Annotated in this window: 21 protein-coding genes and 1 tRNA gene; 13 read left to right on the top strand and 9 right to left on the bottom strand. The window is 54.5% G+C overall.

What is annotated here, in order from left to right:
* Positions 1-112: 112 nt before the first annotated feature.
* Both rcsB and rcsD read right to left on the bottom strand, forming a co-directional pair.
* The gene (gene rcsB / locus N2K86_RS15060; RefSeq protein WP_003859405.1) at positions 113-763 is read right to left on the bottom strand and encodes a response regulator transcription factor RcsB; all 651 of its coding nucleotides are present in this window, start codon (positions 761-763) and stop codon (positions 113-115) included.
* A gap of 16 nt (positions 764-779) precedes the next feature.
* The gene (gene rcsD, locus N2K86_RS15055) at positions 780-3452 is read right to left on the bottom strand and encodes a phosphotransferase RcsD (RefSeq protein ID WP_260659145.1); all 2673 of its coding nucleotides are present in this window, start codon (positions 3450-3452) and stop codon (positions 780-782) included.
* Between the two features lie 742 nt (positions 3453-4194).
* Between rcsD and N2K86_RS15050 the strand changes: the two genes are divergently transcribed.
* The 6 genes from N2K86_RS15050 to mgtE all read left to right on the top strand — a co-directional run bounded on the left by N2K86_RS15050 (position 4195) and on the right by mgtE (position 11574).
* Positions 4195-5286: a porin OmpC gene (locus tag N2K86_RS15050; RefSeq protein ID WP_126816609.1), complete on the top strand. Its 1092-nt coding sequence runs from the start codon at positions 4195-4197 to the stop codon at positions 5284-5286.
* 104 nt (positions 5287-5390) lie between these two features.
* Positions 5391-6446 (top strand): FAD:protein FMN transferase ApbE, encoded by a 1056-nt coding sequence (apbE, locus tag N2K86_RS15045; RefSeq protein WP_260659144.1) that lies wholly within the window; start codon positions 5391-5393, stop codon positions 6444-6446.
* Positions 6447-6518: 72 nt separating this feature from the next.
* Positions 6519-7577: a bifunctional DNA-binding transcriptional regulator/O6-methylguanine-DNA methyltransferase Ada gene (gene ada, locus N2K86_RS15040; RefSeq protein ID WP_260661702.1), complete on the top strand. Its 1059-nt coding sequence runs from the start codon at positions 6519-6521 to the stop codon at positions 7575-7577.
* Positions 7577-8227 (top strand): DNA oxidative demethylase AlkB, encoded by a 651-nt coding sequence (alkB, locus tag N2K86_RS15035; RefSeq protein ID WP_260659143.1) that lies wholly within the window; start codon positions 7577-7579, stop codon positions 8225-8227. The genes ada and alkB overlap by 1 nt, the downstream gene beginning before the upstream one ends.
* Before the next feature lie 75 nt (positions 8228-8302).
* Positions 8303-9946 (top strand): multidrug ABC transporter permease/ATP-binding protein, encoded by a 1644-nt coding sequence (locus tag N2K86_RS15030; protein ID WP_260659142.1) that lies wholly within the window; start codon positions 8303-8305, stop codon positions 9944-9946.
* Between the two features lie 191 nt (positions 9947-10137).
* Positions 10138-11574: a magnesium transporter gene (gene mgtE, locus N2K86_RS15025; RefSeq protein WP_260659141.1), complete on the top strand. Its 1437-nt coding sequence runs from the start codon at positions 10138-10140 to the stop codon at positions 11572-11574.
* On the opposite strand, the gene N2K86_RS15020 is transcribed toward mgtE, so the two are convergent.
* Entirely contained in the window at positions 11537-12826 is a 1290-nt protein-coding gene (locus N2K86_RS15020) for a SulP family inorganic anion transporter (RefSeq protein WP_260659140.1), read from the bottom strand. The genes mgtE and N2K86_RS15020 overlap by 38 nt on opposite strands.
* A gap of 187 nt (positions 12827-13013) precedes the next feature.
* On the opposite strand from N2K86_RS15020, the gene mqo reads away from it, so the two are divergent.
* Positions 13014-14663 (top strand): malate dehydrogenase (quinone), encoded by a 1650-nt coding sequence (gene mqo, locus N2K86_RS15015; protein WP_260659139.1) that lies wholly within the window; start codon positions 13014-13016, stop codon positions 14661-14663.
* A 136-nt stretch (positions 14664-14799) separates the two neighbouring features.
* On the opposite strand, the gene eco is transcribed toward mqo, so the two are convergent.
* A complete protein-coding gene (gene eco / locus N2K86_RS15010; protein ID WP_108416617.1) occupies positions 14800-15306 on the bottom strand; it encodes a serine protease inhibitor ecotin in 507 nt (168 codons plus the stop codon).
* A 202-nt stretch (positions 15307-15508) separates the two neighbouring features.
* Between eco and N2K86_RS15005 the strand changes: the two genes are divergently transcribed.
* Entirely contained in the window at positions 15509-15769 is a 261-nt protein-coding gene (locus N2K86_RS15005) for a DUF2534 family protein (RefSeq protein WP_010433451.1), read from the top strand.
* A 126-nt stretch (positions 15770-15895) separates the two neighbouring features.
* The gene (locus N2K86_RS15000; RefSeq protein WP_260659138.1) at positions 15896-17083 is read left to right on the top strand and encodes an MFS transporter; all 1188 of its coding nucleotides are present in this window, start codon (positions 15896-15898) and stop codon (positions 17081-17083) included.
* A gap of 33 nt (positions 17084-17116) precedes the next feature.
* On the opposite strand, the gene N2K86_RS14995 is transcribed toward N2K86_RS15000, so the two are convergent.
* The 3 genes from N2K86_RS14995 to N2K86_RS14985 form a co-directional block, all read right to left on the bottom strand.
* A tRNA-Pro gene (locus N2K86_RS14995) sits at positions 17117-17193 on the bottom strand.
* A gap of 73 nt (positions 17194-17266) precedes the next feature.
* Positions 17267-19024 (bottom strand): LPS biosynthesis-modulating metalloenzyme YejM, encoded by a 1758-nt coding sequence (gene yejM / locus N2K86_RS14990; protein ID WP_260659137.1) that lies wholly within the window; start codon positions 19022-19024, stop codon positions 17267-17269.
* A gap of 19 nt (positions 19025-19043) precedes the next feature.
* Entirely contained in the window at positions 19044-19271 is a 228-nt protein-coding gene (locus tag N2K86_RS14985) for a YejL family protein (protein WP_001135586.1), read from the bottom strand.
* 134 nt (positions 19272-19405) lie between these two features.
* On the opposite strand from N2K86_RS14985, the gene yejK reads away from it, so the two are divergent.
* Complete coding sequence (yejK, locus tag N2K86_RS14980) at positions 19406-20413, top strand: nucleoid-associated protein YejK (RefSeq protein WP_260659136.1); 1008 nt, start codon at positions 19406-19408, stop codon at positions 20411-20413.
* 51 nt (positions 20414-20464) lie between these two features.
* On the opposite strand, the gene rplY is transcribed toward yejK, so the two are convergent.
* Positions 20465-20749 carry a 50S ribosomal protein L25 gene (gene rplY / locus N2K86_RS14975; RefSeq protein WP_260659135.1) on the bottom strand — a complete coding sequence of 95 codons (285 nt, stop codon included), beginning with the start codon at positions 20747-20749 and terminating at the stop codon, positions 20465-20467.
* Positions 20750-20874: 125 nt separating this feature from the next.
* Positions 20875-22635 (bottom strand): DEAD/DEAH box helicase, encoded by a 1761-nt coding sequence (locus N2K86_RS14970; protein ID WP_260659134.1) that lies wholly within the window; start codon positions 22633-22635, stop codon positions 20875-20877.
* Between the two features lie 280 nt (positions 22636-22915).
* Here N2K86_RS14970 and rsuA point away from each other — a divergent pair, with 280 nt between their 5' ends.
* The 3 genes from rsuA (at position 22916) to N2K86_RS14955 (ending at position 25459) form a co-directional block, all read left to right on the top strand.
* The gene (rsuA, locus tag N2K86_RS14965; RefSeq protein ID WP_260659133.1) at positions 22916-23623 is read left to right on the top strand and encodes a 16S rRNA pseudouridine(516) synthase RsuA; all 708 of its coding nucleotides are present in this window, start codon (positions 22916-22918) and stop codon (positions 23621-23623) included.
* 16 nt (positions 23624-23639) lie between these two features.
* Positions 23640-24836: a Bcr/CflA family multidrug efflux MFS transporter gene (locus tag N2K86_RS14960; RefSeq protein WP_260659132.1), complete on the top strand. Its 1197-nt coding sequence runs from the start codon at positions 23640-23642 to the stop codon at positions 24834-24836.
* A 278-nt stretch (positions 24837-25114) separates the two neighbouring features.
* Complete coding sequence (locus N2K86_RS14955; protein ID WP_010433471.1) at positions 25115-25459, top strand: YejG family protein; 345 nt, start codon at positions 25115-25117, stop codon at positions 25457-25459.
* Positions 25460-25462: the final 3 nt, after the last annotated feature.

The raw sequence follows: 25462 nt of genomic DNA, 5'->3' as shown, positions 1-25462 counted from the left end.
AAAAAGGCCCGAAAGGGCCTTTTTTATTTGCCCGGCGGCGCTGCGCTTGCGCGGGCCTACGGGGTCTGTAGGCCGGGTAAGCGTGAGCGCCACCCGGCATGGACAGCGGAGATCAATCTTTGTCAGTTGCACTCAGCGTGACGGAGGAGAGATAGTTGAGCAGCGCAATATCATTGTCCACACCCAGCTTCATCATTGCTGATTTCTTCTGGCTGCTGATGGTCTTAATACTGCGGTTCAGCTTCTTGGCAATCTCGGTTACCAGGAAACCTTCTGCGAAGAGACGCAGAACTTCGCTCTCTTTTGGAGACAGGCGCTTGTCGCCATAGCCACCCGCGCTGATTTTCTCCAGCAGGCGGGAGACGCTTTCAGGCGTGAATTTCTTGCCTTTCTGCAGCGCTGCGAGCGCTTTTGGCAGGTCGGTTGGCGCACCTTGCTTCAGCACAATCCCTTCGATATCCAGATCCAACACAGCGCTCAGAATCGCCGGGTTGTTGTTCATGGTTAGAACGATGATCGAGATGTCCGGGAAGTGACGTTTAATGTATTTGATGAGCGTGATCCCATCACCGTATTTGTCTCCAGGCATGGACAGGTCGGTAATGAGCACGTGTGCATCAAGTTTAGGAAGGTTATTGATCAGTGCTGTAGAGTCTTCAAATTCACCGACTACATTCACCCACTCGATCTGTTCAAGTGATTTGCGAATACCGAACAGTACAATCGGATGGTCATCGGCAATAATTACGTTCATATTGTTCATGTATAAGGCTACCTTGCTACAGCAAGCTCTTGACATAGGTGTCAATGTCGCTGATGTATTTTTCAATGCCAGAGGCATCTTTCTCACGAATTAGATGTTCCAGCGTTTCACATAACTGCTTGCCGGGAACCAGATTAAGCATGGCAAACACCCCTTTAAGCCGGTGTGCTGTCTGTGCCAGCGCTGCAAAATCATTCGCAGCGGACTCAGTATACAACCGCTTAACATCATCTGGTACTGTATCAACAAAGAGTGAATAGTATCCGCTGGCATGGAGCTCGGCATTTTCATTGCCGCCTAACGGTGATTCCGCTATCTCTTCCTGCGCCAGTTGCTCTTCTATAAGTTGTAGTACAGCTTCCTGCATCGCATTGCTTATATTAAAGTTGACGCGCAGCTGGCCTGGGCCGATTTTTCGCACGCCTGGCTCATCATCGCTTAAAAGCAAGCCTGTGGCAGTAAGATTAGACGGATTATCAGTTAAAAATAGATCAAATTCTTGACTCGCAAGCCTTTCGTCCGGCGTGATGCAGGCCGCACCCCAGTTTTCTAACTGGCGAACCACGATATTGCGGATCTCGTTTGAGGTTACATCAACCATCACCACCACATCATCCAGCAGGCGTTCTTCATCTTCTTCCTGTGGATTCGCCGCCATTTTGACATGAAGCGAGTAGCGTGTGCCGAGGGATTCACGCGCCTTGATATTCAGATGACCGCCCAGTTTACGTGCCAGCTGATCGCACAGCCAGAAGGTGAGGGCATTCGCTTTGCCGTAGTGGTCACTCTGGGTATCGTTCAGGAACGGGAAGTGCAGATTATCAATTTCACTTACCGTGACGCCTTCACCAGTGTCCAGAATACGGAACGTCAGGCGATCCTCCGTCGATTCGTCGGTGCCGACTTCGAGAGTGATCTTGCCGATCTGGGTGGTCGTGACCGAATACTGGATCAGCATCAGCAGGATCCGACGCAGCGCTTCGCGATCGCCATGACGCTCGTCATTCGCCGGGAGGCGGTTGTTGATCAGCAACTGCAGCCCTTTTCGCTTAATGACCGGGAGCACCTCCGGAACCACTTCATCGATGAGATCCTGGATAGAAAAGAGCGTTGGGGTGCCTTTCCAGATGTCATTTTCCAGCATGTTTGCAAGCTGGATTTCGTCGAACATACGTACCAGCGACTCGGCCTGGCTCGTCAACTGCTGGCCTTCTGGCGTATTCAGACCAGCAGCCTGAGCGGCCAGCGTTTTTAGCGGTTGTTTGAACGCATCACCGATATTTTGCATAAACGCCGTGCGGCCATGCTGGTTTTTCTCGTAAAGCCGTTGCGCCTGCTTGAGCTTTTTGTTGACCAGCACTTCACGGTCCTGATCGCGAATAACAAAGATTTGCGTACGGGAAGCAACCTGGCTGCTGAACTGACGGATCTCATACAGCTCGTTGTTAATGGTCGCCTGAATCACGCCCTGGTGCTGGTCCGCCATCGCCGTGATGTTCTGCAGATTGAGGTGGGGCAGAAGGTGATCGGCAATCTTGTTGCTCATCACCGTGCGGTTGGCTTCCTGATCGTGAACAAGCACCCCGAGCGGGAGGACCGAAATAATCTCTTCATTCAGAGCGCGCAATACGCGAAGTTCATTACTGGTGCCCGCAGATACAGCAGATGTGTCACTCTGACGTCCCGGCTGGAAGCGGAACGTGCTGTAGCCAAACAGCGCTAGCGCCAGCAAACCGATGTTCAGCAGCAGCGGCAGCAGGATGTTTTGCAATGTATCAAGCAGCAAGGTGCCAAACGGCACCTGCCACACCAGACGCATGCCGGTTGAATTTAACGATGACGCAATTTCAATTTTTGAGCCGTTAAATGAAATTGAGACGCTCTCTGCCCCTTCTTTATCCGGCGGGTTGCGTAGGTTTTGTGTGCTGTTGTCAGGCTCCAGGCGGAAGCTGTCCAGCGGCATGTCCGGCGGGATCAGGTCATTGATCGGCAGATCGAATGCCACCACGGTTGCGAGGTGTCCCGGCTGGTTAAACGTCGTGCGCAGCGTAAAGTAATGCCCATTTTGCCAGGCCAGACGACGCAACGAGGAGAAACTCTCGCGCTCATCCAGGGCGTTGGCTTGCTGCAACATTTCTGCGCGGCGTGAATCCACAATGCTGCCTACCGTCGTCTCTTTAAATCCGGATGAGAGGTCTTTGAGCGGCAGGGTAGAGATCAGGATCATGCTGTTGTCCTGACCGTTCAGGTAGTACATCGACCAGGGCACGGTCTCTGCGCCCCAGAGCGTATCAAGATAGGTTGAAATGCGCTGCGTCATCTCAAGCGTTGCGCTGTCATGTGAACCGAAAATCAGGGCTTCTGTCTTACGCTGAGGTTTTTCCAGATAATACACATCCTGCTTAAGGCGTGTCTCCTGTAATCCTTCCCCGGTGGTGGTGGCGGGCGCGGCGGCAATGTTGTCGTAGATCTGCCAGGTCGCATAGCGCCATGTGTCGATTCGTTTGTGTACCGCGTGGGTGATGTCAACGATCTGGTAACTCTTGTCCTTCAGCCAGGCATTGACCGCACTTTGAACCATGACCCCCATCGTGACCAACAGCACAACGATCAATAGAAGAAAGAAACGGGTGATGCTCCCCGGAAGGAGGGAGAATTTGCTCAGGGCGGTAGTTTCAGTCTGACTCATTGATATCGTTAACCCGTGATGGCCGTGCTTTAAGGGGATACGGCAGTATAAAGGGTAAAACCTGAATTTCCAGCGTCATGGTCTGAGAATGACGGACTTTTTCCACGAAGAATGTTGGCAAGGCTTTATGCGTAAAATATGTACAAATGACGGCGGAGTGTATAAATATAAATCGACATCTTTCCGGGAATAGCACGAATAAACAAGAAATTGAGTTTTGTAGAAATGATGCGGGTCTGCGAAGGGTGAGAGACTGATTTAGTTAATAGTCGTTACGATTTCGGGGCGGTAGCACAAGAAAAATATAATTGCGTAAAGAAAGGTAAAAAAAAACCGAATGCGAGGCATCCGGTTCAATTAGGGATAAACAGACATTCAAAGCTGAATGACGGTAATAAATAAAGTTAATGATGATAGCGAGAGTTATTTTAGTGATATTGGTCGTTTTTGTTTTGTCATTCAGTGCTGTCATACTGTTTGAGATAATCTATTGATTTTTAGATAATATATCTTTGGTTTGATTTTTAGTGCTATATTTTTAAACCCTCAGTGCTTTGTAAAAGTTCCTTGAAATTTACAAATTGAAACACCTTGGTAGAGAAATGAAACATCTTCAAAGTTTTCGTATCATATTCCCGTTGGATTATTCTGTATTTTTGAGGAGAATGAAGTTGCCGACTGGTTAAGAGGGTTAATCAGTAAGCAGTGGCAATAATAAGGCATATAACAGAGGGTTAATAAAATGAAAGTTAAAGTACTGTCCCTCCTGGTACCAGCACTGCTGGTAGCAGGCGCAGCAAATGCGGCTGAAATTTATAATAAAGACGGCAACAAATTAGATCTGTACGGCAAAGTTGATGGTCTGCACTATTTCTCTGATGACGACAGCGTTGACGGCGACCAGACCTACATGCGTCTTGGCTTCAAGGGCGAAACTCAGGTTAATGACCAGCTGACCGGTTACGGCCAGTGGGAATACCAGATTCAGGGTAACTCCGGCGAAAACGAAAACAACTCCTGGACGCGTGTGGCGTTCGCGGGTCTGAAATTTGCTGACGCGGGTTCTTTCGATTACGGTCGTAACTACGGTGTTGTTTACGATGTCACTTCCTGGACTGACGTACTGCCAGAATTCGGCGGCGACACCTACGGTTCTGACAACTTCATGCAGCAGCGTGGTAATGGCTTCGCGACTTACCGTAACCAGGACTTCTTCGGTCTGGTTGATGGCCTGAACTTCGCGCTGCAGTATCAGGGTAAAAACGGTAGCGTAAGCGGTGAAGATCAGACCAACAACGGTCGTTCTGCACTCCGTCAGAACGGTGATGGCTACGGTGGTTCTATCACTTACGATCTGGGCGAAGGCTTCGGTATCGGTACTGCTCTGACCAGCTCTAAACGTACCAACTCCCAGAACGACATGGGCTTCGGTACCGGCGATCGTGCTGACACCTACACCGGTGGCCTGAAATACGATGCGAACAACCTCTACCTGGCTGCACAGTACACCCAGACCTACAACGCGACCCGCGCGGGCGATCTGGGCTGGGCTAACAAAGCACAGAACTTCGAAGTGGTTGCACAGTACCAGTTCGACTTCGGCCTGCGTCCATCCGTGGCTTACCTGCAGTCTAAAGGTAAGGATCTGGAAAACGGCTACGGCGACCAGGATATCCTGAAATATGTTGACGTGGGCGCGACCTACTACTTCAACAAAAACATGTCCACCTATGTTGATTACAAAATCAACCTGCTGGACGAGAACGACTTCACTCGTAGCGCTGGCATCAGCACTGACGATGTCGTCGCGCTGGGTCTGGTTTACCAGTTCTAATCGCTTCATTGCGTGACTAAGGGGCCTTCTGGCCCCTTTTTTTGGGTCTTACAACGAGACCATTTTGGTGTACTCTTGCCGCCCTGGCATGAGGATAATAATGAATGGATATGACTTTTTTACGCGCCAGCGTTCTGGCTACGTTTTTTTTCCTGACAGCGTGTGACGCGCCTGCACCCTCAGCACAAACTGACGCGCCAGCGGCGACGGTGCTGGAAGGGAAAACGATGGGCACCTTCTGGCGCGTGAGCGTCATGCATCTCGACACGGCGCGGGCTGACGAACTTCGCGGCAAAATTCAGTCCCAGCTCGACGCTGACGACCAGCTGCTTTCAACCTATAAAAACGACTCAGCGCTCATGCGTTTTAACCTTTCAACCAGCACCTCTTTGTGGCCGGTGAGTGAAGCCATGGCCGATATTGTGACGGAGTCGATGCGCGTGGGGTATAAAACCAACGGCGCGATGGACGTGACCGTCGGGCCGCTGGTGAATCTGTGGGGATTTGGCCCCAACAAGCAGCCCGTGACCACGCCAGACCAGGCGGCGATTGATGACGCGCGCGCGCGCACCGGGCTGCAACACCTGACGGTCATTAACCAGTACGGCCAACAATATCTGCAAAAAGACATTCCCGATCTCTTTGTCGATCTCTCCACGGTAGGTGAGGGGTATGCGGCAGATCATCTTGCGGCGCTGATGGAGCGGGAAGGCATTTCGCGCTATCTGGTCTCGGTGGGCGGTGCGCTCGTCAGCCGGGGGATGAACGCCAGCGGCAAACCGTGGCGGGTGGCCATTCAAAAACCCACCGATCGGCAAAACGCGGTGCAGGCGATTGTGGATATCAACGGCCACGGGATCAGTACTTCGGGAAGCTATCGAAACTATTATGAGCTCGACGGCAAACGCATTTCGCATGTCATCGATCCGCAGACCGGCCGTCCGATTACCCATAATCTTGTGTCGGTTACGGTGATCGCGCCGACGGCACTGGAAGCGGATGCCTGGGATACCGGCCTGATGGTTCTCGGCCCGGAAAAGGCCAAAGAGGTGGCGCGGCAGGAACAGCTCGCGGTCTACATGATCACCAAAGAGGGCGAGGAATTCAAAACCTGGAGCTCGCCGCAGTTTACTGGCTTCCTGGTGAGCGAAAAAAATTAAAAAGCAAGGTTGCGGGTTTTTGTTCGGTGGCACTCGGGCAAGGTAGGATTATGCTTGTAAGAGGAGCCGATGATGAAAAACGTAACCTTTACTACCGATGAAGATCGCTGGCAAGCCGTGCTTGGCCGCGATCCTCGCGCCGATAATCAGTTTGTCTTTGCGGTTAAGACGACGGGGATTTATTGCCGCCCGTCCTGTCGTGCCCGCCACGCGCTGCGTAAAAATGTCCGCTTCTATCCTGACGCTCAGCACGCTGTTCATGACGGCTTTCGCCCCTGCAAACGCTGTATGCCGGACAAGCTCAACCCACATCAGCAGACGCTGGCGAAGGTTGAACAGGCCTGCCGTCTGCTGGAGCAGGATCCGGCGTTAACGCTGGAGGCGCTGGCGCAAAAGGTTGCCAGCAGTCCTTTCCATTTCCACCGTCTGTTTAAATCCGTGACCGGCATGACGCCTAAAGCCTGGCAGCAGGCCGTGCGGGAACAGCGTCTGCGCAGCGCGCTGGCGCAGGGGGATAAAATTACCGACGCTGTACTGGCGGCTGGGTTTCCCGATAGCAGCAGCTATTACCGGAAAGCCGATGAGGCGTTGGGGATGACGGCGAAGCAGTACCGCAGCGGGGATGTCGCGGTTCGTTACGCCATCAGCGACTGTTCCCTGGGGCGTTGTCTGGTTGGCGAAAGCGAGCGCGGGATCTGCGCAATCCTGCTGGGTGACGACAATGCGACCTTAGAAAGGGAGCTATTGACGTTGTTTCCCCGTGCGGAGCGAGAAGTGCTTGAAGGTCCGTTCGCGCAGCGCATCCAGCAGGTGATTGCCAGTATTGATAACCGCGACGTACCGCTTGCGCTGCCGCTGGATATTCGCGGTACCGCTTTTCAGCAGCAGGTCTGGCAGGCTCTGCGCGCGATACCCTGTGGTGAGACGGCAAGTTATCAACAGGTGGCTCAGGCGATGGGTAAACCCAATGCCGTACGCGCCGTGGCAGGTGCCTGCGCAGCAAACAAACTGGCGATCGTCATTCCCTGCCATCGCGTAGTGCGAAACGACGGGGCGCTTTCGGGTTATCGTTGGGGGACGGCACGAAAAGCGATATTGCTTAAACGTGAGGCGAGCCGCCGGGAGGAATAATGCTCGATCTTTTTGCCGATGCGGAGCCCTGGCAGGAGCCGCTGGCGGCGGGGGCGGTGATCCTGCGCCGCTTTGCGCTTTCCCGCGCAGCGGCGTTACTGACAGGCATTGATGAGGTGGCGGCCGTCTCGCCATTTCGCCATATGGTGACGCCGGGTGGGTATACCATGTCGGTGGCGATGACCAACTGCGGTCAACTCGGCTGGGCGACCAACGAACGCGGATACCTGTATGCACCGAATGATCCTACCACCGGAAGGCCGTGGCCGCCGATGCCGGATGCGTTTCAGCGACTCTGCCACGAGGCTGCGGTTGCCGCCGGATATGCCGATTTTCAGCCGGATGCCTGTCTGATCAATCGCTATGCCGTCGGGGCAAAACTGTCGCTGCATCAGGATAAGGATGAGCCGGATCTGCGCGCGCCTATCGTTTCGGTCTCTCTGGGTCTGCCCGCTGTCTTCCAGTTTGGTGGATTACGTCGTAACGATCCGCTTAAGCGTCTGATGCTGGAGCACGGCGATGTGGTGGTCTGGGGCGGCGAGTCGAGGCTCTTTTATCACGGCATTCAACCGCTTAAACCCGGTGTTCACCCGCAAACGGGGGCATTTCGCTTTAACCTGACGTTCCGTCAGGCGTCTTATGGCGAATAAAAATAAGAATTATTCTTGATGTACACGCAAGGCAGTTTACACTGCGGGCTGATTTTCTTGTCCGGATTGCTCTGCATGCAACTACTTCTTCTTGTCTGGCGTCAGTATCGCTGGCCTTTTATTGCGGTGATGGCGTTAAGCCTTGCCAGCGCCGCGCTGGGTATCGGCCTGATCGCCTTTATCAACGTCCGTTTGATTGAAATGGTCGACACCTCGCTGGCCGTTCTGCCGGAATTCCTGGGTTTATTGCTGCTGCTGATGGCGGTTACGCTTGGTTCACAGCTGGCCCTGACCGCGCTCGGCCACCACTTCGTTTTCCGTCTGCGCAGTGAATTTATCAAGCGGATCCTCGACACGCAGGTTGAGCGCGTGGAGCAGCTCGGCAGTGCCTCCCTGCTGGCAGGGCTAACCAGCGACGTGCGTGCGATTACCATTGCCTTTGTGCGTCTGCCTGAACTCGTGCAAGGTATCATTTTGACCTTCGGTTCGGCGGCCTATCTTGCCTGGCTCTCCACTAAAATGCTGGCAGTAACCGCGCTGTGGATTGTCATCACCATCTGGGGCGGGTTCCTGCTGGTGTCGCGTGTCTACAAACATATGGCGGTACTGCGCGAAACCGAAGATAAACTTTACAACGATTATCAGACGGTGCTGGAAGGGCGCAAAGAGCTGACCCTGAACCGCGAGCGCGCCGAGCATATCTTCAATAATCTCTATATCCCGGATGCGCGCGAATACCGGCATCACATCATTCGCGCCGATACCTTCCACCTGAGCGCGGTGAACTGGTCGAACATCATGATGCTAGGTGCCATTGGCCTGGTGTTCTGGATGGCGAACAGTCTGGGGTGGGCTGATACCAACGTGGCGGCAACCTACTCGCTGACGCTGCTGTTTTTGCGCACGCCGCTGCTCTCGGCTGTGGGCGCATTGCCAACCTTGCTAAGTGCGCAGGTGGCGTTTAACAAGCTTAAGAAGTTCGACCTCGCGCCGTTTAAGGCTGAATTTCCGCGTCCGCAGGCTTTCCCGAACTGGCAGACCCTGGAACTGCGTAACGTTACGTTCCGCTATCAGGACAACGCCTTCTCCGTGGGGCCGGTTAACCTGACGATTCACCGCGGCGAGTTGCTGTTCCTGATTGGCGGCAACGGCAGCGGCAAATCCACGCTGGCGATGTTGCTGACCGGGCTTTATCAGCCGCAGTCAGGCGAGATTTTGCTGGACGGTAAGGCGCTGAGCGCAGAGAAACCGGAGGATTACCGCAAGCTTTTCTCGGCGGTATTTACCGACGTCTGGCTGTTTGATCAACTGCTGGGGCCGGAAGGCCAGCAGGCCAATCCAGCGCTGGTGGAGAAGTGGCTTGGGTATCTGCAGATGTCGCACAAGCTTGAGCTTCAGGGCGGCAAGATCCTGAACCTTAAGCTCTCGAAAGGGCAGAAAAAGCGCGTGGCGCTGCTGCTGGCCCTGGCGGAAGAGCGTGACATCATCCTGCTGGATGAATGGGCGGCAGATCAGGATCCGCATTTCCGCCGCGAGTTTTACCAGGTGCTGCTGCCGCTGATGCAGGAGATGGGCAAAACCATTTTCGCCATCAGCCACGACGATCATTACTTCATTCACGCCGACCGTCTGCTGGAGATGCGCGACGGTAAGCTGAGCGAGCTGACCGGCGACGAGCGCGATGCAGCATCGCGTGACGCGGTGGCGCGCACGGCCTGATGCCAATGTGCCGGGTGGCGGCTTCGCCTTACCCGGCCTACGATTTTGTAGGCCCGTGCAAGCGGAGCGCCGCCGGGCACAATGATTTGTACGATATGCCGTTTTTTTCTCCACCTCGCCCCGTTGTTTATTCTTATTTACATATCCCCGCGCTATGCTTAATGCCAACTCATTTAATGGATTTATGATTGATGTCGGTATTAAAGAAAAACAGCGCCAGACAGCGTGACCAGGAGCGTGCGCGACTTATCTGGCTTCTCACGACCGATAAAGCGGTCACTTCTGCGCTATTAGGCAAACTGACCCTGGCTGAGCAATATGATGTCGGCACCCTGGCCGACGATATTGCTGAGGTAGGTGCGCTGGTTGCTCATTTACCCCCGCCGGATCTGGCGGATACGCTGGAAGCGCTTCCCTCGGAAGAACGCCACGCCCTGTGGCGTCTGGTGCAGGATCACGAGCGCGGACAGGTGCTGCTTGAGGCCTCCGAAAACGTCTGGGAAGACCTGATCGACGAGATGAGCGACCGGGACATTCTCGATGCCCTGCAAACGCTGGATATCGACGAGCAGATTTACCTGGTTCAGCATCTGCCTCGAAACCTGACCGGACGCCTGCTGGCGTCACTGCCTGCCGATGAACGCGCGCGCGTACGTCAGGTGATGCACTACGAGAAAAACAGCGTCGGCGCGATCATGGAGTTCGGCGTCATCACGGTGCGTCCTGACGTCACGCTCGGTACGGTGCAGCGTTATTTGCGACGTCTGGGCAGTATGCCGGACAACACCGATAAACTGTTCGTTACCTCCCGGGACAAAACGCTGCTCGGCGAGCTGGAGCTGAAAACCATCCTGCTGAACAGCACCCAGCGGCGGGTGAGCGAGGTGATGGAGACCGAGCCGATGGTCTTCTCCCCGGAAGACGATGCGGAAAAAGCGGCACGAACCTTCGAACGTGACGACCTTGTGAGCGCGGCGGTCGTGGATTCCGTCGGCAAACTGATGGGGCGTTTGACCGTCGATGAGATCGTTGACGTGGTTTATGAAGAGACCGACAACGACCTGCGCGCGCTCGGGGGGATCAGCGCGGAAGATGACGTCCATGCTTCGGTCGGCAAGGCGGTGAAAACCCGCTGGGCGTGGCTGGCGGTTAACCTCTGTACCGCGTTTATCGCCTCCCGCGTGATTGACGGCTTTGAGCACACCATTTCGCAGCTGGTGGCGCTGGCCTCGCTGATGCCGATTGTGGCCGGGATTGGCGGCAACACCGGAAACCAGACCATCACCATGATTGTCCGCGCGCTGGCGCTGGAAAACATTCAGCCTGGTAACTTTTCGTGGCTCATTTTTAGAGAGATGGGCGTCGCGCTAATTAACGGCCTGGTGTGGGGCGGGATTATGGGCGGCATCACCTGGTGGTTGTACGACGATATGGCGCTGGGTGGCGTGATGATGCTGGCGATGGTGATGAACTTGCTGGTGGCGTCGATAATGGGAGTGATTATCCCGCTGACGATGACCAAACTGGGGCGCGACCCCGCGGTGGGGTCGAGCGTGATGATTACCGCCATCACCGATACCGGTGGTTTCTTTATTTTTCTTGGGCTGGCGACGATTTTTCTTCTATAGCCCGACGCTTAATGCGGGCGGGAAGCAGTACCATGACGATAATCCCGCCCAGCACGCCAATCGCCAGATTACCGGTTGATACCGTGGCGGCAACGGTGACCAGCATGACGACCGTTTCCGCTATCGGGGCATTTTTTACCGTTGCAGGCTGAAGGCTGTGCCAGCTGAAGGTTTTAACGGCGACAATCGCCATGATCCCCGCGAGCACCGCCATCGGGATTTTGGCCATCACGTCGCTAAGCGCCGTCACCAGGATCAGCAGCACGATGCCCGCCGCAAGCGTTGAAATACGGCTTCGGCCTTTGCCCATCTCCACGTTGACGATGGTTTGTCCGATCATCGCGCAGCCCGCAATGCCGCCATAAAAGCCAGACAGAATATTCCCCACGCCCAGACCGATGCTCTCACGGCGTTTGCTCGACGGCGTTGCGGTCAGTTCATCCACCAGTTTTGCCGTCAGTAGGGATTCCAGCAGGCCGACAAACGCGATGCTCAACGCGCACGGCCAGATAATGCTCAGCGTCTGCACATTGAGCGGAACCAGCAGCTCGGTAAGCCCCGGCAATCCGCCGCTCATGGAGCCTTCATCCCCCACTGTCGGCAGGATTTGACCGGTTGAAACGGTGAACAAGGTTAACAGCACAATCGCAATCAGCGGAGAAGGGATGCTTTTGATATAGCGCGGCACCCACAGCACGATCAGCAGCGTCAGCACGAACAGGCCTACAATCAGCGGGCTTCGGCTCCAGAAATGCGGCACCTGTGCGAAGAAGATCAAAATGCCCAGGGCGTTAACAAATCCGGTCATGACCGACTGAGGTATAAAGCGCATCAGTCTTGCCATGCCCAGTACGCCAAACAGAATCTGAATCACGCCAGCCATCAGCACGGCGGGAAGGATGTACTGTACGCCATGCTGATGCACCATCGGGCCAATGACCAGCGCCACGGAACCGGCCGCGGCCGTGACCATTGCCGGACGACCACCGAGTACAGACAGGGCAAAACACAGCACCACGGAGGCGATTAGGCTGACCTTCGGGTCAACGCCCGCCACCACGGAAAATGAGATGACCTCGGGGATCAGCGCCAGAGCGGTGATCACGCCCGCCAGCATTTCACGCGTCAGCAGCTTAGGGGAGCGCAGCACGTTAGCTACGCGGTCTTCGGGGGAAACAGCAGAATGGAGTAAGGACATAACAGTTCGCTGGTTAGGGCAGGCTTCCGTGCGCGCGATCACAAAGTGCAGCATAGTATCCACAAAATTCAGTGATTGCCAGTTGCAAGCGTAATCCCCTACAAACAATCCATCATTAAATTTCACAATTACAATAATTTCGTAACCTTTAAACAATATTTAAAAGTTGTTACCGTGCCACCGCAGCGTTTTTCACCTGCAATTTCCACGCATCAAGCACTTTTACACTAAGGCATAAATTATGAAAAAAATGACTGCCATGCTCTTTTCTCTGGCCGTGGGGCTTAACACCGTCTCAATGGCGGCGAAAGCAGACGCACCCAAAGAGCAGGAAACGGACGTCCTATTAATTGGTGGCGGTATCATGAGCGCCACGCTGGGAACGTATCTGCACGAACTGCAGCCGGACTGGTCCATGACCATGGTTGAACGCCTCGATGGCGTGGCGCAGGAAAGCTCTAACGGCTGGAACAACGCCGGTACCGGACACTCGGCACTCATGGAACTGAACTATACGCCACAGAAAAAGGACGGTTCCATTAGTATCGAGAAGGCGGTAGAGATCAACGAAGCGTTCCAGATCTCGCGCCAGTTCTGGTCTCACCAGGTTAACAGCGGCGTGATGCACGATCCGCACTCCTTCATCAACACCGTACCGCACATGAGCTTTGTGTGGGGTGACCAGAACGTCAACTTCCTGCGCGCGCGCTACGCCGCGTTGCAGCAGAGCACGCTGTTCCGCGGGATGAAATACTCTGAAGATCATGCCCAGATCAAAGAGTGGGCGCCGCTGGTGATGGAAGGTCGTGACCCGAATCAGAAAGTGGCGGCGACCCGTACCGAAATTGGTACTGACGTCAACTACGGTGAAATTACCCGTCAGTTGGTCGCGTCTCTGAAGAAAAAAGAGAACTTCAATCTGCAGCTCAGCACCGAAGTGCGCGGCTTTAAGCGCAACGCGGACAACAGCTGGAGCGTGACCGTTGCCGATCTGAAAAACAATGAAGCCGAACACGTGATCAAGGCGAAATTTGTCTTCATCGGTGCGGGCGGTGCGGCGCTGAAGCTGCTGCAGGAGTCTGGTATTCCTGAAGCTGACGACTATGCGGGCTTCCCGGTCGGCGGCCAGTTCCTGGTCTCTGAAAACCCGGAAGTGGTGAACCGTCATCTGGCGAAAGTGTACGGTCAGGCTTCCGTGGGCGCGCCACCGATGTCCGTTCCGCACATCGACACCCGTATGCTTGATGGCAAACGCGTCGTGCTGTTCGGGCCGTTCGCGACTTTCTCCACCAAGTTCCTGAAAAATGGCTCCCTGTGGGATCTGCTCAGCGCAACCACTACCTCTAACGTGAAGCCAATGATGGACGTGGGGCTGGATAACTTCGATCTGGTGAAATACCTGATTAGCCAGGTGATGCTCTCTGATGACGATCGTTTCGCGGCGCTGAAAGAGTACTATCCGCAGGCGAAGAAAGAAGACTGGCGTTTATGGCAGGCGGGTCAGCGCGTACAGATCATCAAGCGCGATCCGAAAGAAGGCGGCGTGCTGCGTCTGGGTACCGAAGTGGTAAGCGATAAGGACGGCACCATTGCCGCGCTGCTGGGTGCGTCACCGGGTGCGTCTACCGCTGCGCCAATCATGCTGCACCTGATGGAAAAAGTGTTTAAAGACAAAGTCGCCAGCCCGGAATGGCAGGCGAAACTGAAAACCATCATTCCATCTTACGGTACGAAGCTAAACGGTAACGTGGATGCGACAGAGCAGGAGCTGGAGTACACCAGCCGTGTACTGCAGCTGCAGTACGTGAAGCCGCAGGCTGCGGATGCTGCGCCAAAAGCGGAGCTGAAGCCTCAGGCGGAAAACAAACCGGTTGCGGATATCGCGCTGTAAGGTAAAAGCAAAACGGTAACATTCGTTACCGTTTTTAGTGTTTTCTCCCTCTCCCGGTGGGCTGAGGGTTGGGGTGAGGGCACCAGAACGCCCCCTTTCCGGGTCGGGTAAGGCGAAGCCGCCACCCGACTTATTTTTAACGTACTACCGCTTGTCCGACGGTCTCATCTGCCTTCCACACGCGATACTTCACTTCCACGTTTTCAGGCGTATAGACCACGATCGGCAACTTGCTGTTGTAGCGCAGCAGGCTGTTATCGCCCAGATACGCGGTGACAAATTTCTTCTCTTTCTTGCCGTCCGGGCAGGCCATCATGGTGGAAACCGGCGACGTCACTTTGTCGAAAACATAGTAGTCGTAACCCCAGCCTTCCAGGGTTTTGCTTTCCAGCTGACCGCCCAGACGGTGCTGGTTGCAGTCTACTTCCAGCGTCTTGCCGATTAATAGCTCGACTTTAAAGTTTGCTTCTTCCTGCTGCGCCGGTAACTGAATTACCTGACGCTTCATCCCTTTTTCCGCTTGCGGATACGGCGCGACTTTCTCAAGCGGCTGTTCACTTTGCGTGTTGCTGGCGAAAGCCCCGGTGCTGACACAGGCGGCGATAAGAGCGATAGCAAATTTAGGTGCGTTTTTCACAGTCATTCCTTTAAGTCAAAACGATCCTGCCGAGATTAACATAACCACCATGAATAACTGGAGTGATTTACTTATATTTTCATTGTGAGCAGTGTAATAAACTGTATTTTTGCATTAAAAATGGTTTTTAATGCTGGTGTGGAGTCGGTGGGGAGATCGTGTTATTTTAAGCGTCAGATAATGTTATTCATCTGTAAAGGGAAGAGAGATGGTTCGCGCAAAACTGAAAACACCTGAAGGCCGTAAATTCCTGCTGGCGCTGCTGGTTGTGTTTATGATTGCCGCTGCATGCGTTGGACGGGCAACCATTGTTGGCGTCATTGAACAGTACAACATTCCCCTCTCTGCATGGACGACCAGCATGTACGTTCTGCAATCGGCGATGATCTTTGTTTACAGCCTGGTGTTCACCGTTCTGCTTGCCATTCCGCTGGGTATTTTCTTCCTGGGCGGGCGCGATAAGCACTGATCCTTTATCGGCGAGAAGCAAGCCAGCCCTTCGGGCTGGCTTTTTTTATGTCTGATGATATTTATTCGCATTTCCAGGATATTCTGTTTCGAACGAGATTGTTCTACAGAAAGCAGGAGATGCCCGATGTTATCCCGGTTTGCAACGCTCAGCCGGATCCCGAAAGGAGTCTGGGTTGTGGGGGGAGTCAGTATGTTGATGGATATCTCCTCGGAGATCATTCACAGCCTGCTGCCATTGTTTATGGTCACAACGCTCGGTGCCAGCGTGATTTTCATCGGTCTTATTGAAGGTTTAGCAGAAGCCACTGCGCTGTTTATTAAAGTCTTTTCCGGTGCAATCAGCGACTATCTCGGCAAGCGAAAAGGGCTGGCCGTTCTGGGCTACGGGCTGGGCGCGCTGAGCAAACCGCTGTTCGCTATCGCCTCATCATCCGGCATGATTCTGGGGGCACGATTAATCGACCGGGTGGGGAAGGGCATCCGCGGCGCACCGCGGGACGCGCTGGTCGCTGACGTGACGCCGCCCGAACTGCGCGGTGCGGCGTTCGGTCTGCGCCAGTCTATGGATACCATCGGTGCATTTCTTGGCCCCTTGCTGGCCGTCGGGTTAATGCTGCTGTGGAACGACGATTTTCGCACCATATTCTGGATCGCCGTGATCCCCGGCGTACTCGCCGTAGCGTTACTTTTCTTCGGTCTTCGTGAACCGAAAACCCCTGTCGAACATAAGCGAACCAATCCGATTAAAAAAGAGAACCTGAAGCGGCTGGGCAAAGGCTGCTGGTGGGTAATTGGATTGGGGGCCGTCTTCACTCTGGCTCGCTTTAGTGAAGCGTTTCTGGTGCTTCGCGCGCAGCAGTCGGGCGTCCCGCTGGCATTGATCCCCCTGGTGATGGTGGCCATGAACCTGCTCTATTTCCTTTCAGCATATCCTTTTGGCAAGCTCTCAGACTCAATGAGCCACACCCGGCTGCTGCAGTGGGGGTTGGTGGTATTGATAGGTGCCGACGTTGTGCTGGCGTTAAGTTCCCATTGGGGCGGGATTATTTTAGGTGTCGCGCTGTGGGGCTTGCACATGGGGATGACCCAGGGGCTGTTGGCCGCAATGATAGCGAAAACCGCACCAGCGGATTTACGCGGCACCGCCTACGGCATTTTCAGTATGGTCAGTGGCGTTGGCTTGCTTATTGCCAGCGTGGGGGCAGGAGCGATCTGGGAAACAGCAGGCGCAGAATATACGTTTTATGCCGGGGCGGTGATTTGTCTGGCTACGCTGGTTTACTTGCATAAAACGCCGGACGAGCTGCAATAAAAAACCAGCCGGAAGGCTGGTTTAGAAAGTTTTTGGTCGGCACGAGAGGATTTGAACCTCCGACCCCCGACACCCCATGACGGTGCGCTACCAGGCTGCGCTACGTGCCGACGCATGAAAGGAATACTACTCGATTCCTTTTTGAATGCAAGGGGAAGAACGCGCTAACTGGTTTATTATTAATCAGTTAGCGATAAACCGTTTTTCGTCCGTCAGAACCTGCAACAGCAGGCTGAGCTGCGGTTTTTGGTCCTTCAGCTTCTCGCCCTTCAGGTTATAGGTCTGATAACTGCCGTTACTGTTCAGTACCAGCGTCAGCTCAGGCGTCGTGACCGCCAGCGTATTGCCACCTGCGGCAGTTACCCAGTTGTGCCGACGAGTGGCGCTAAAGAGATCTTGCCCCTGAGAGTACTCGTTAGCTGGCGTGCTGACGTGCAACAGGCGCTGCATCAATGTGGTCATCACATCTTTATGATCGGTAAGCATATTAATGCGCTGCGCAGGGGTACCCGGCCAGTGAATGATCAGTGGTACATGCAGGTTCGGACGTGACCAGGCCATGCTCTCCATATCGTCGCCCAGCGGTACGCCATGGCCCGCAGTGATAATCACCACCGTATTATCCAGCTTGCCCGAGTCGTTCAGGGCGGTCAGCACGCGCGCAATTTGTGCATCAACATCACCTGCCGCACGAGTGTAACGACGGGTGAAGCCTTTCTGATTGCTGTCATCCGTTGTGCCGTTAAACGCAACCCAGGAGAACCAGCGGTTATCTTCCTGAGCGTAGCGCTGCAGCCAGTTAATCCACTGGTTTGCCGTCTGGGAGTCAGACTGGCTCTGCGCGGCAGGCAGTGAGAAATCAGAGAGCAGAGCCTGGCGGTAAAGCGAACTGTTGAAGCCATCGGACGCGAACAGCCCCAGCTGATACCCTTGCTGATTAAGCCCGGTAATCAATGCTGCTGGCGTGCGTGAAGAGAGTACGCCATCCATGTAGCTCGGCGATATCCCATAGAACAGGCCGAAAATACCCGCGTCGGTTGAGTTGCCCGAGCTCATATGCTGCGTAAACGTGATGTTCTTATCCGCGAACGCCGCCAGTGCGGGCATCTGCTTCTCGTAGCGCGAATAGTTCAGACCATCAACGGTGATCAACAGAACGTTTTGCCCACGGCCCATGTCGCGATAGCGCAAATCGCTCAGCGGATACTGCACGCTGACCGCTTCCGGATTACCTTGCTCGACCAGGCGGCGCTGATACTCCTGCGCATCCAGCAGACCGTGTTTCTCAAGGAAACGACGTGCCGTCATCGGATACGAGAGCGGCAGGTTTGCGCGCTGCATGGTGATAGGACGATAGAAGTTCGCATCCGCCCAGATATACATGAGGTGCGAACTGATGAATGAGACGAAAAAGAGCGCGGCAACGGGCTTCGCGTAATGGCGCCGCCGGGTGAGGCTTCGCAGCTTCTGCCAGCTCCAGGTGGCGAACAGCATCTCAATCAGAAGAATAATGGGCACGCTGATAAACATCAGCTGCCAGTCACGTGCGGTCTCGTTCTGATCGGGGTTAATGACCAGTTCCCAGACAATAGGGTTGAGATGCAGGTGGAAACGGGTAAAGACTTCGCTGTCGATCAGCAAAAGCGTCATGCCCGCGGTCGCAAGGATGGCGGACAAGAACCGCATCAGACGCTGCGACATGACGATAAACGTCAGAGGGAACAGGATGAGCAGATAGGTGGCGAATACCAGAAAGCTAAAGTGACCGACCAGGCTTATCCAGGAGTAAACACGTCCGATTAGCGTGGTTGGCCAGTCCGCCACAAACAGATAACGGCAGCCGAGAACTATCGCCAACAGAATGTTGAACAGGGCAAACCAGTGCCCCCAGCTGACCATCTGGGAGACTTTTTCACGGTAGCGCTGACGATTCGTCACCATAAACTGTTGTTCGTTTCCCTTAGTGTGCCTGGTCGTCGCTAACCGAGGACTGCAGTGCCTGGGCGAAAGATTTGGCGATCGCCTGACGTTGAGCCGGAGCAACGCTGGTGTTGATAAGGTTGGTAACCATATTTCCCAAAACCATCAGGGAGAGATCGGTTGGCGTTTTATGTTTTTCCAGTACGTTGACCAGCTCACTGAGCAGTTGTTCAACGTGTTCGTCACTGTAGCGGGAATGTTGTGGCATAAATCAAAATCAGTTTGTTGAGAGAAGGGCGACATATTACCGTAGCAACAGCTTTTTTTCCCCTTTTTTATCTTCTGTTGCACACATGCGCTGGTGGTGGTTGAATACCGCCCGGTCTAAAAGGAGAGTTTATCATGAGTCTGGAAATCAACCAGATTGCCTTGCACCAGCTTATCAAGCGTGATGAGCAAACCCTTGAAGTGGTGCTGCGCGATTCGTTACTTGAACCCACGGCGACCGTTGTGGAAATGATGGCGGAGTTGCACCGCGTCTACAGTGCTAAAAATAAAGCCTATGGTCTGTTCAGCGAAGAGAGCGAACTGGCGGATAGCCTGCGTCTTCAGCGTCAGGGCGAAGAGGATTTCCTGGCATTCAGCCGTGCCGCAACCGGGCGTCTGCGTGACGAGCTGGCAAAATATCCGTTCGCCGATGGCGGTATCGTCCTGTTCTGCCAATACCGTTACCTGGCGGTGGAATACCTGCTGGTGACCGTGCTGAATAACTTAAGCAGCATGCGCGTGAACGAGCAGCTGGACATCAGCTCGACGCACTACCTGGATATCAACCATGCGGATATCGTGGCGCGTATCGATTTGACCGAGTGGGAAACCAATCCGGAATCGACCCGCTATCTGACTTTCCTGAAAGGGCGCGTGGGGCGCAAAGTCGCCGATTTCTTTATGGACTTCCTCGGCGCCAGCGAAGGTCTGAACGCCAAAGCGCAGAACAAAGGTCTGCTGCAGGCGGTTGATGATTTTACGGCGGAAGCGCAGCTCGATAAATCCGAGCGTCAGACCGTGCGTCAGCAGGTTTACAGCTACTGCAACGAGCAGCTGCAGGCAGGCGAAGAGATTGAGCTGGAATCACTGTCAAAAGAGCTGGCAGGTGTGAGCGAAGTCAGCTTCCAGGAATTTACGGCTGAAAAAGGCTATGAACTGGAAGAGAGCTTCCCGGCGGATCGCAGTACGCTGCGTCAGCTCACCAAATTTGCCGGTAGCGGCGGTGGATTAACCATCAACTTTGACGCCATGCTGTTGGGGGAACGCATCTTCTGGGATCCGGCCACCGACACCCTGACCATCAAAGGTACGCCGCCGAACCTGCGCGATCAGCTTCAGCGTCGAACCTCTGGCGGTAAATAACCGCCATAAAAAAACCCCGCAGCTGCGGGGTTTTTCTCGACAAGTTTGCGATTACGCGCGAACGAAGTCGATGTGAGTCAGTTTTGGCTTGAACGGGTGACGCTGTACAGCCTGAACTTTCACTTTTTCTTCTTTACCGCCAACAACGAGGGTCAGAACTTCGCCGTAGAATTCAGCTTTGTTCTGCATGTTCCACACTTTGTCGTGATCCAGTTCGATTGCAACTGGAGCAGCTTCGCCACCGTAAATGATAGCCGGGAACTTGTTAGCGTTACGCAGGCGGCGGCTCGCACCCTTACCCTGCACGTTACGTACTTCTGCTTCGATAGTGAACATTGATTTCTCTCTGTATTTAAAACCCTGCTACAGGCGACCCAGCAGCAGGTGAGTGTTCTGCCTCACGGATGTGAAGCGGGCGGCATTTTATACTCAAATGCCCCTCACATCAACGAAAAGTCCCGTTAACCGCGCAATTCATTTGCCCGGCGGAAGCGTCCTTCGTAGTCGAAGACCTTCTCACGCACCTGCCAGAACTGGCCTTTCCTGCGGGCGACAACGAAATCCGGGTGGCGCAGCAGCGCCTGCTGATGAACGATATCGGCAACGGTTATCCAGCGCAGCGGCACCCCCGGCGTGCGGGTGTGCGGGCGGATAAAGAGTTGCTCAAAAGCCGTTCTCTGCGCCGGTGTGTGCACCCGGAAACGCTCGCTGACGTCTGCGCCATCCTCATCGTAGTAAGTGATTTTCAGCCACTCGCCTTTTTCATCCGCTCCGGGCTGAAGCGCCATGCCGGAACAACGCAGCACCAGTGCATCTTTCAGCTTCAGCGCAGCCTTAAGCATGTCATCAGGGTCGACCAGGATCGTGTCGCACTCCCGGCAGCGACGGGCGGCAATATCGTTTTCGGCATTGCACTGCGGACAGTTTTTAAAGCGGAAACGAAAATCGCACTGCTCGCGATGCCCGTCATCATCTTCAAACCAGCCCTGACAGCGGCGGCCAAAGTGTTCGATCAGCGTACCGTCAGCGGTGGTTTTTCCCCAGAAGGTGTTGGCAAACCCGCAGGCGGGACAAAACACCTGGACCGGCACGTTGTCACTTTTGCCTTTCGGTGTGCCGACTTCAGGGGAGTACAGATCGTGCGGATTCCCGGCGTAATCCAGAATCAGGCAGTCGGTTTTTCCCGGCGAGAGGCGCAGGCCGCGGCCGACTATCTGCTGATAGAGACTCACCGATTCGGTCGGGCGTAAAATAGCAATCAGGTCAACGTGCGGCGCATCAAACCCGGTGGTTAACACCGACACGTTGACCAGATAGCGAAACCGCTGCGCTTTGAAGGCGTCAATCAGGTCGTCGCGCTCCGGACCGGGCGTTTCCCCGGTGATCAGTGCCGCGTCGTCAGCGGGCAGCAATCCGGTAATTTCTCGCGCATGCTCAACGGTGGCCGCAAAGATCATCACCCCTTTGCGCGTCTGCGCAAACTCTTCAATCTGGCTGATGATGTGTGGGGTAATGCGCTTCTGTTTTTTCAGCTCCTGATTAAGATCGGCCTCGCTGAATAACCCGTTGCTTTGCGCCTGCAGGCGGCTGAAGTCGTACTGAACGACCGGCATATCCAGCCGCTCCGGCGGCGTCAGATAGCCATGTTTAATCATGTAGCGCAGCGGAAGCTCATAAATGCAGTCGCTGAACAGGGCTTTCTCGTCTCCGCGCACCATGCCGTGATAATGGAAGTGATAAATCCAGCCTTTACCCAGACGAAACGGCGTGGCCGTCAGGCCAAGAAGCCGTATGTGAGGGTTCACCTCTTTCAGATGCGTCAGGATTTGCTGATACTGGCTGTCGTCGTCATCGCTGATGCGGTGGCACTCGTCGACAATCAACAGTGAAAATTCGCTGCGAAACAGATCCAGGTTACGGGCAACAGACTGCACGCTGCCAAACACCACTTTGCCGTGACTCTCTTTGCGCTTCAGCCCGGCGGCGAAAATATCGGCCTCGAGTCCAAGCGCACAATACTTGGCATGGTTCTGCGCCACCAGCTCTTTAACGTGCGCCAGCACCAGCACGCGCCCGCGTGCCAGACGCGCCAGCTCGGCGATGACAAGGCTTTTGCCTGCACCTGTCGGGAGCACGATGGCTGCCGGTTCCCGATGTTTGCGGAACCAGGCGAGGGTAGCGTCGACGGCTTCTTGCTGATAGGGGCGAAGTGTAAAAGTCATGGTGTCTCGGTTTCGTTATTCCGCACATATACCCGTCATACTTCAAGTTGCCTGTGCGTTGGCTGCACTCGTTCACCCTGGTCACTTACTTATGTAAGCTCCCAGGGATTCACTCCTTTGCCGCCTTCATGCAACTCGAATTATTTAGGGTATAGATAGTATGCCACGAAACTTTTTCCCTTGAGTGGCGCAACCAGACCATTATACTGAACCCTTCTTGACTGCTTCTTTTTCGGGCGCGTTGTCCGACTTCCAGCACCACTAAGGCTAAAAAGATTTCATGCGACTTGATAAGTTTATCGCTCAGCAACTCGGCGTAAGCCGCGCTATTGCCGGGCGCGAAATTCGCGCCAGCCGCGTTACCGTGGATGGCGACATTGTGAAAGACACCGCTTTCAAACTCCAGCCTGAACATCAGGTTGAATATGATGGCAATCCGCTGACCCAGCAGCACGGTCCGCGCTATTTCATGCTCAACAAACCGGAAGGCTACGTCTGTTCAACGGACGATCCGGACCACCCGACGGTGCTCTATTTCCTCGATGAGCCAGTGGCGCACAAGCTGCATGCCGCGGGCCGTCTGGATATCGATACCACCGGTCTGGTGCTGATGACCGATGACGGTCAGTGGTCTCACCGCATCACCTCTCCGCGCCATCACTGCGAGAAAACCTATCGGGTGACGCTGGAGTCGCCGGTATCGGATGACACGGCAGAGCAATTCACCAAAGGCGTTCAGCTGCATAATGAAAAAGATCTGACCAAACCGGCGGTGCTTGAAGTCATCACCCCGACGGAAGTACGTCTGACCATCAGCGAAGGTCGATATCATCAGGTGAAACGGATGTTCGCCGCAGTAGGCAACCACGTTGTGGGCCTGCATCGTGAACGTATTGGTGCGATTGAGCTTGATCCGGAACTCGAGCCAGGCGAATACCGTCCGTTAACGGAAGAAGAGATCGCCAGCGTCGGTCTGCCTTCACGCTAAATTTCAGGAGAACTCTGTGACCACCAGGCCACACTCATCTTTCAAGATCGTTTTCATCCTTGGCCTGCTGGCGATGCTGATGCCGCTCTCCATCGATATGTATCTGCCCGCGTTGCCAGTGATTTCCGCGCAGTTTGGCGTACCGGCGGGCAGCGCGCAGATGACGCTCAGTACCTATATTCTCGGTTTTGCTATCGGTCAGCTTCTGTATGGGCCGATGGCGGATAGCCTCGGGCGCAAGCCTGTTATCCTGGGCGGAACGCTGGTCTTTGCGGGCGCAGCTGTCGCCTGTGCGCTGGCGCAGAGTATCGATCAGCTGATTATCATGCGCTTTTTCCACGGTCTGGCCGCCGCCGCCGCGAGCGTGGTGATCAACGCCCTGATGCGCGATGTCTACCCGAAAGAAGAGTTCTCACGCATGATGTCGTTCGTCATGCTGGTCACCACCATTGCGCCGCTTGTGGCACCGATGGTCGGTGGTGCCGTGCTGGTGTGGTTCAGCTGGCACGCCATTTTCTGGATCCTGGCGGTTGCCGCGCTGCTGGCCTCGGCGATGATTTTCTTCTTTATTGATGAAACGCTGCCCGTCGAACGTCGACAGAAGTTCCACATTCGTACCACAATGGGGAATTTCGCCTCGCTGTTTCGCCATAAGCGCGTGCTGAGCTACATGCTGGCGAGCGGCTTCAGCTTTGCCGGGATGTTCTCCTTCCTGAGCGCCGGGCCGTTTGTTTATATCGAACTTAATCACGTTTCACCGCAGCACTTTGGTTATTACTTTGCGCTGAACATCGTGTTCCTGTTTGTTATGACCATCATCAACAGCCGCTTTGTTCGGCGGGTAGGGGCGATCAATATGTTCCGCGCCGGGCTGTGGATCCAGTTCATTATGGCTTTATGGATGGTGGTGAGCGCGTTCCTGGGGATTGGCTTCTGGGCGCTGGTGGTGGGCGTAGCGGCGTTTGTCGGCTGCGTATCGATGATCTCTTCCAACGCGATGGCGGTTATCCTTGACGAATTCCCGCATATGGCAGGCACGGCGTCGTCACTGGCGGGGACGTTCCGCTTTGGGATTGGCGCTATCGTAGGGGCGCTGCTCTCAATGGCCACGTTTAACACCGCATGGCCGATGTTGTGGGCAATCGCTTTCTGCGCAACCAGCTCCATTCTCTTCTATCTTTATGCCAGTCGGCCGCGTAAAGCCGCTCACTAAAGCACACTGAAGGCCCGAATCGGGCCTTTTTGTTGATGCATATCAACCAAAGCGCTGTTCGTTTACCCTGTGTTTGTTTCTTTTATGTAAAATCTATTTATGTAAAAAGTCACATCATTGTATTTAAAAAGGTTGAGTTAGATCGCAGAAACGGGTACATATAGCGCCCACGCGAGCCTGCAATGCCTATAAAAACCGCTAAAGAGTGCAGGCTTGCAATCATGTGTTACTATAAATGTAAATAAATTGTGAAGTAATTTTGCTTCCGGGGAACGAACGTGAATACATTACAACTCTCCATTGTCCATCGCTTGCCCCAGAGCTATCGCTGGTCGGCGGGTTTTGCAGGTTCGAAAGTTGAACCGATTCCGCAAAGCGGCGCAGGGTGCGAGAATTGTCTGGTTGCGCTCAAACTGCTGAGTCCGAGCGACGAAAATGCCTGGCCGGTCATGGAGCGCCTCAGTCAGGCGCTGACGGATATCGAAGTGGATAGCTCCGTGCTGGAATGCGAAGGCGAGCCTTGCCTGTTTGTGAACAGCCAGGATGAATTTGCTGCCACCTGCCGTCTGAAAAACTTCGGCGTGGCGATTGCCGAGCCTTTCTCTGGTCAATATCCTTTCTGAGCG

This window comes from Enterobacter mori, assembly GCF_025244905.1.
GTDB classification, from domain to species: Bacteria; Pseudomonadota; Gammaproteobacteria; order Enterobacterales; family Enterobacteriaceae; genus Enterobacter; species Enterobacter mori_A.
Note: the sequence above shows the minus strand (reverse complement) of the source record. Positions and strands in the feature narration are given on the sequence as shown.

Bases quoted from the DNA above. Each gene is read 5' to 3' on its own strand.
- N2K86_RS14985 (WP_001135586.1), bottom strand. From the start codon at position 19,271: ATGCCACAACATTCCCGCTACAGTGACGAACACGTTGAACAACTGCTC.
- N2K86_RS15030 (WP_260659142.1), top strand. From the start codon at position 8,303: ATGCAACTACTTCTTCTTGTCTGGCGTCAGTATCGCTGGCCTTTTATT.
- rplY (WP_260659135.1), bottom strand. From the start codon at position 20,749: ATGTTCACTATCGAAGCAGAAGTACGTAACGTGCAGGGTAAGGGTGCG.
- mgtE (WP_260659141.1), top strand. From the start codon at position 10,138: ATGTCGGTATTAAAGAAAAACAGCGCCAGACAGCGTGACCAGGAGCGT.
- apbE (WP_260659144.1), top strand. From the start codon at position 5,391: ATGGATATGACTTTTTTACGCGCCAGCGTTCTGGCTACGTTTTTTTTC.
- N2K86_RS14970 (WP_260659134.1), bottom strand. From the start codon at position 22,635: ATGACTTTTACACTTCGCCCCTATCAGCAAGAAGCCGTCGACGCTACC.
- alkB (WP_260659143.1), top strand. From the start codon at position 7,577: ATGCTCGATCTTTTTGCCGATGCGGAGCCCTGGCAGGAGCCGCTGGCG.
- yejK (WP_260659136.1), top strand. From the start codon at position 19,406: ATGAGTCTGGAAATCAACCAGATTGCCTTGCACCAGCTTATCAAGCGT.
- N2K86_RS15050 (WP_126816609.1), top strand. From the start codon at position 4,195: ATGAAAGTTAAAGTACTGTCCCTCCTGGTACCAGCACTGCTGGTAGCA.
- rcsD (WP_260659145.1), bottom strand. From the start codon at position 3,452: ATGAGTCAGACTGAAACTACCGCCCTGAGCAAATTCTCCCTCCTTCCG.
- rcsB (WP_003859405.1), bottom strand. From the start codon at position 763: ATGAACAATATGAACGTAATTATTGCCGATGACCATCCGATTGTACTG.
- yejM (WP_260659137.1), bottom strand. From the start codon at position 19,024: ATGGTGACGAATCGTCAGCGCTACCGTGAAAAAGTCTCCCAGATGGTC.
- eco (WP_108416617.1), bottom strand. From the start codon at position 15,306: ATGACTGTGAAAAACGCACCTAAATTTGCTATCGCTCTTATCGCCGCC.
- N2K86_RS15020 (WP_260659140.1), bottom strand. From the start codon at position 12,826: ATGCTGCACTTTGTGATCGCGCGCACGGAAGCCTGCCCTAACCAGCGA.
- ada (WP_260661702.1), top strand. From the start codon at position 6,519: ATGAAAAACGTAACCTTTACTACCGATGAAGATCGCTGGCAAGCCGTG.
- N2K86_RS15000 (WP_260659138.1), top strand. From the start codon at position 15,896: ATGTTATCCCGGTTTGCAACGCTCAGCCGGATCCCGAAAGGAGTCTGG.
- mqo (WP_260659139.1), top strand. From the start codon at position 13,014: ATGAAAAAAATGACTGCCATGCTCTTTTCTCTGGCCGTGGGGCTTAAC.
- rsuA (WP_260659133.1), top strand. From the start codon at position 22,916: ATGCGACTTGATAAGTTTATCGCTCAGCAACTCGGCGTAAGCCGCGCT.
- N2K86_RS15005 (WP_010433451.1), top strand. From the start codon at position 15,509: ATGGTTCGCGCAAAACTGAAAACACCTGAAGGCCGTAAATTCCTGCTG.